Here is a 5,339-nt window from a genome sequence, read left to right as displayed (position 1 = left end):
CCCCCCCCCCCCCCCCCCCCCCCCCCCCCCCCCCCCCCCCCCCCCCCCCCCCCCCCCCCCCCCCCCCCCCCCCCCCCCCCCCCCCCCCCCGCCCCCCTACGCTGAGCGCATGGAAACGGGGACCACGGGCGGGACGAGCCGGCCCGAGTGGGTGGGGCTGCCGGGCGGGCTGCTCACCCTGCGGCGGCTGCTGCTGGTGATGTGGACGGTGCCGCTCGCGGCCGGGACGGCCCTGCTGCTCGGGCTGACGGCAGGCCCGGTGTGGGCGGCCGCGGGGGCGTTCTGGCTCGGGGGCCTGGCCTGGGGCTGGGTGCTGCTCGGCCGCAACTGGCGGTCCTGGAGGTACGCGGAGCGCGCCGACGACCTGCTGATCAGCCGGGGGGTGCTGTGGCGGGCGCAGACGGTGGTCCCGTACGGGCGGATGCAGCTGGTCGAGGTGACCTCGGGGCCGCTGGAGCGGCGCTTCGGGCTGGCCTCCGTCCAGCTGCACACGGCGGCCGCGGCCACGGACGCCAAGATTCCGGGCCTGGTCCCGGCCGAGGCGGAGCGGCTGCGGGACCGGCTGACGGAGCTCGGCGAAGCAAGGTCGGCGGGCCTGTGACCGCCGAATCCGCGGCCGGATCCGCAGCCGGATCCGGGAGCGGAGCCGGGGCCGAGTCCGCGACCGGGACTCGAGCCGGGGTCGAGTCCGCGGCCGGATCCGCGGCCGGATCCAAGGACGCGCCCGCCGTGGAGCGGCGGCTGCACGTGCTCACGCCGCTGCGCCGGGCATGGGTGCCGATCGCCGCGACCGTCGGCGTCGTCGTCCAGCAGGGCGAGCAGGTCGAGCGGTGGGTGGTCGGGCTGTCGCCCGGCCTGCGGGCCCTGACCCTGGCCGGCCTGGTCGTGGTGTTCGGCCTGTACGGGTTCCTGAGCTGGTGGTTCACCCACTACGCGGTGACCGACACCGAGCTGCGCATCCGCAGCGGGCTCTTCTTCCGGCGCACCGCGCACATCCGGCTCGACCGGATCCAGGCGGTGGACGTGACCCGGCCGCTGCTGGCCCGGGTGGCCGGGGTCGCCAAGCTGCGGCTCGACGTGATCGGCACCGAGGACAAGGACGAGCTGGCCTTCCTCGACGAGCGGGAGGCCGTGGCGCTGCGCGCCGAGCTGCTGGCCCGGGCCGCCGGTTTCGCCCCCGCCGAGGCCGTCGCGCTCGGCGAGGCCCCGCAGCGCGAGCTGCTGCGGGTCCGCCCCGCGGACCTGGCGGTGTCGCTGCTGCTCACCCTCTCGGCGTGGGCGGCGCTGGCCGCCGGGCTGATCGCCCCGGTCGCCGTGTGGTGGTTCAGCGGGAACCCCTGGGCGACGATCGCCACCCTGCTGCCCATGCTGGGCGGGCTCTGGTCGGGTACGGCCGGGCGCTTCCTCGCCGAGTTCGACTGGCGGGTCGCCGAGTCCCCGGACGGGCTGCGCCTGGACCACGGGCTGCTGGACCGGGCCCACGAGACCGTGCCGCCGGGGCGGGTGCAGACCGTACGGATCGTGGAGCCGCTGCTGTGGCGGCGCCGGGACTGGGTGCGGGTGGAGCTGGCGGTGGCCGGCTCGAAGAACGAGGTCCTCGTCCCGGTGGCCTCGCGGGCCGCCGCCCAGGCGGTCGTCGCCCGGGTGCTGCCGGGCGTGGACCTCGCGGCCCTCGCCTTCGACCGGTCCCCGAAGACCGGGTCGCGGTGGGTGGTCCCGGTGTGGTGGAAGGGCTACGCCCTGGCCGTCTCGGCGGACGTGTTCGCCGCCCGCAAGGGGCTGCTGTGCCGCCGTACGGAGATCGTCCCGCACGCCAAGGTGCAGAGCGTCCGGCTCACCCAGGGCCCGTGGGAGCGCGCCCGGGGCGTGGCCGACGTCCATGTGGACACCGGCGCGAACGGCACGGTCACGGCCCGGCTGCGGCCGGCCGCCGAGGCCGCCGCCCTGCTGGACGCCCAGGCGGCCCGCTCCCGCACCTCCCGCGCGGACGCCCGCCCGGACCGCTGGATGACCTGACCGGCGGCCGGAGACGGGCGCAGGATGCTTAGGGGGTGTCCGCGAAGTCGTGCCGGGCGCCCGAAGGGCGCCGCCCGCCGCGGGCCAGGCAGGACCTTGCGGACACCCCCTCAGGCGCCGCCGGCGCGGACCAGGCCCGTCTCGTACGCGAGGACCACGACCTGGACGCGGTCGCGCAGGTTCAGCTTGGTCAGGATGCGGCCCACGTGCGTCTTCACCGTGGCCTCGGACAGGACCAGGCGGGCGGCGATCTCGCCGTTCGACAGGCCCTGGGCCACCAGCAGCATGACCTCGCGCTCGCGCTCCGTCAGCCGCTCGATCTCCTTGTTCTGCGGCTCCTGCGTGGTCGTCGGGAGCATCGGCGCGAAGCGGTCCAGCAGGCGCCGGGTCGTGGAGGGGGCCACCACCGCGTCCCCGCTGTGCACCGAGCGGATCGCGGCCAGCAGCTCCGCCGGCGGCACGTCCTTCAGCATGAACCCGCTCGCGCCCGCCTTCAGACCCGAGAAGGCGTACTCGTCCAGGTCGAAGGTGGTCAGGATGATCACGTCGGGGTGCTCGTCGCGCTCGCAGATCCGGCGCGTGGCCTCGACCCCGTCGAGCTTCGGCATCCGGACGTCCATCAGCACCACGTCCACCTTCGTGGCCCGCAGCACCTCCAGCGCCTCCAGGCCGTCGCCGGCCTCGGCGACGACCTCCATGTCCGGCTGGGCGGCGAGCACCATCCGGAAGCCCGTGCGCAGCAGCACCTGGTCATCGACCAGCATCACTCGGATGGACATCAGTTACCTCGACCTCGTCATCTCGTCTTGAGCGGGAGCAGTGCGCTGATCCGGAAGCCGCCACCGGGCCGCGGGCCCGCGTCCAGGGTGCCGCCGACCATGCCGATCCGCTCGCGCATGCCGATCAGTCCGTGCCCGGCGCCGTCGGCGCCGCCGTCCTCGTACAGCTCGTGGGCCGCGCCCCGGCCGTCGTCCTCGATCAGCAGGCCGAGCCCGTCGTCGAAGTAGACCAGCCGGACGCTCGCCGTGGCGTCCGGGCCACCGTGCTTGCGGGTGTTCGTCAGTGCTTCCTGCACGATCCGGTACGCGGTGAGCTCGACGCCGCTGGGCAGCCGGCGCGGTGCGCCCTCGACCTCGAAGTCCACCGTGAGCCCGGCCGCCCGTACCTGCTCGACCAGGACCTCGATCTGCTCGACGTCCGGCTGGGGCACGTAGTCCTCGGACTCCTGGGGCTCCCCGGTGCGCAGGACGCCGAGCAGGCGGCGCATCTCGGCCAGGGCCTGGCGGCCGGTGCCGGAGATCGTCTGCAGGGCCTCCTTGGCCTGATCGGGAGCCACGTCCATGACGTACGCGGCGCCGTCGGCCTGGACCACCATCACCGAGACGTTGTGCGCGACGACGTCGTGCAGCTCGCGGGCGATCCGGGCGCGCTCGGCGGCGACGGCCACCTTGGCCTGGGCCTCGCGCTCCTTCTCCAGCCGCTGGTTCCGCTCGACGAGCTGGGCGTAGTACGCCCGGCGGGTGCGCAGGGAGTCGCCGAGCACCCAGGCGAGGGCGAACGGGACGATGGCGAAGAGCGTGAACAGGAAGTCGGCGCGGGCGTCGCCCTTGTCCACCTGGAAGCGCAGGGCGTAGAGGGGGGAGGCGAGGAATCCGATGGCGAGCGCGGTACGGGACAGCCGGCGCGAGATCTCTGCCGAGGCCGCGACCGTGTACAGGATGATCAGCATCGCGAGGTCGGAGTTGATCACCTCGGTGTGGGTGACCAGCTTGTAGGCGCCGGTGCCGACGGCGAGCCAGAACATCGGCTGCGTCCACTTGCGGCGCAGGGCCACGACGACGCCCATCGCGAGCACCGAGGGGACGGCGATCAGCCGCGCGGTGGTGCTGCTGAAGCTGTCTTCGGCGACTTGCAGCATCCCGAGCCCGACGAGGAGGACAGCCCAGAAGCTGTCGACGCCCGTCGGGTGTCTGCGGAGGAAGTCGTAGAGGCGCTGCACGTAACCCAGAGTAGGCAAAGGAGATAGGTGCTGGAGTCAACCACAGGTGCGATCCGTGTGACGGAGGTGTACTCCCCAAGGTGGAGGCCCAGCTTAATCTTTCGGGGATGAGCACTCAGGGAGAAGTCGCGGATCCCGTTCCGGTTCCGGTTCCGGTCCGGTGGCGGACGGCGATGGAGGCCGCGCTGTACGGGCCGGACGGGTTCTACGTACGGCCGGGCGGGCCGGGCCCGGCCGGGCACTTCCGCACCTCCGTGCACGCCTCGCCGCTGTACGCGGGGGCGGTGGCCCGCCTGCTGCAGTGGGTGGACACCGAGCTCGGGCACCCGCAGGGGCTGGACCTGGTCGACGTCGGGGCCGGGCGGGGGGAACTGCTGACCGGGGTGCTGGGCGCGCTCCCGGCGGAGGTCGCGGCGCGGGTGCGGGCCTGGGCGGTGGAGCGGGCGGAGCGGCCGGACGGCCTGGACCCGCGGATCCGGTGGGTGCCGGAGCCGCCCGGGGGGACGCGGGGCCTGCTGTTCGCGAACGAGTGGCTGGACAACGTACCGCTGGAGATCGCGGAGGACGGGCACTACGTACTGGTCGACCGGGCGGGTACGGAGAGCCGCGGGCCGGCGGTGGACGGCGCGGACCTGGCGTGGCTGGAGCGGTGGTGGCCCGGGCCCGGCCGGGCGGAGATCGGGCGGGCCCGGGACGAGGCGTGGGCGGTTGCCGTTCGCTCGGTCGAGCGGGGGCTGGCGGTGGCGGTGGACTACGCGCACGTTCGGGAGGCCCGGCCCCCGTACGGCACCCTGACGGGATTCCGCGGGGGGCGGGAGGTCGCGCCGGTGCCGGACGGCACGTGCGACGTGACGGCTCACGTGGCGCTGGACGCGTGCGCGGGAGAGGGGGCGGTGCTGGTGTCGCAGCGCGAGGCCCTGACCGCCCTCGGCGTCTCGGGCTCGCGCCCGCCGCTGGCCATGGCGTCGACGGACCCGGCGGCCTACGTCCGGGCCCTGGCCTCGGCCGGCGAGGCGGCGGAACTCACCGCCCGCGGCGGGCTGGGCGATTTCGCCTGGCTGATCCAGCCGGTGGGTGTCGAGGGCTGGCCCGGCTGAGGGTGTGCCGGGGGGGGGGGGGGGGGGGGCACCCCCCCCCCCCCCCCCCCCCCCCCCCCCCCCCCCCCCGACAACGCGGCAAGGTGCGGCACCAGACACCGCGGGCCAGGCAGGACTGTGCGGACACCCCCTTAGGGGGCGTCTTGTCGATCAGGCCGGGCTCGCGGCGTCCGGCAACGCGCGCTCGCCGCGTTCTCGTCACTCGCCGACGCTCCGCGTCGACTCCC

The 5,339-nt window shown here is 75.1% G+C and carries 5 protein-coding genes; 3 read left to right on the top strand and 2 right to left on the bottom strand.

The genetic code is table 11. The annotated features are described in order from the left end of the window. Positions 1–109 precede the first annotated feature (109 nt). Together ACZ49B_RS38995 and ACZ49B_RS38990 are read left to right on the top strand one after the other, a co-directional pair. Positions 110–601, top strand: coding sequence for a PH domain-containing protein (locus tag ACZ49B_RS38995; RefSeq protein ID WP_468316042.1), 492 nt, complete (start codon positions 110–112; stop codon positions 599–601). After that, positions 598–2,016 (top strand): PH domain-containing protein, encoded by a 1,419-nt coding sequence (locus ACZ49B_RS38990; RefSeq protein ID WP_468316039.1) that lies wholly within the window; start codon positions 598–600, stop codon positions 2,014–2,016. Before ACZ49B_RS38995 ends, ACZ49B_RS38990 begins: the two co-directional genes overlap by 4 nt. Positions 2,017–2,126: 110 nt before the next feature. Here ACZ49B_RS38990 and ACZ49B_RS38985 read toward each other — a convergent pair whose 3' ends face one another. After that, positions 2,127–2,795 (bottom strand): response regulator, encoded by a 669-nt coding sequence (locus ACZ49B_RS38985; protein WP_383505955.1) that lies wholly within the window; start codon positions 2,793–2,795, stop codon positions 2,127–2,129. A gap of 17 nt (positions 2,796–2,812) precedes the next feature. Continuing rightward, positions 2,813–4,015 carry a sensor histidine kinase gene (locus ACZ49B_RS38980; RefSeq protein WP_468316035.1) on the bottom strand — a complete coding sequence of 401 codons (1,203 nt, stop codon included), beginning with the start codon at positions 4,013–4,015 and terminating at the stop codon, positions 2,813–2,815. Positions 4,016–4,122: 107 nt separating this feature from the next. Here ACZ49B_RS38980 and ACZ49B_RS38975 point away from each other — a divergent pair, with 107 nt between their 5' ends. After that, entirely contained in the window at positions 4,123–5,112 is a 990-nt protein-coding gene (locus ACZ49B_RS38975) for an SAM-dependent methyltransferase (protein WP_468316032.1), read from the top strand. The last annotated feature ends 227 nt before the right edge of the window (positions 5,113–5,339 follow it).

The organism is Streptomyces sp. NPDC031132 (genome assembly GCF_055570595.1).
Note: the sequence above shows the minus strand (reverse complement) of the source record. Positions and strands in the feature narration are given on the sequence as shown.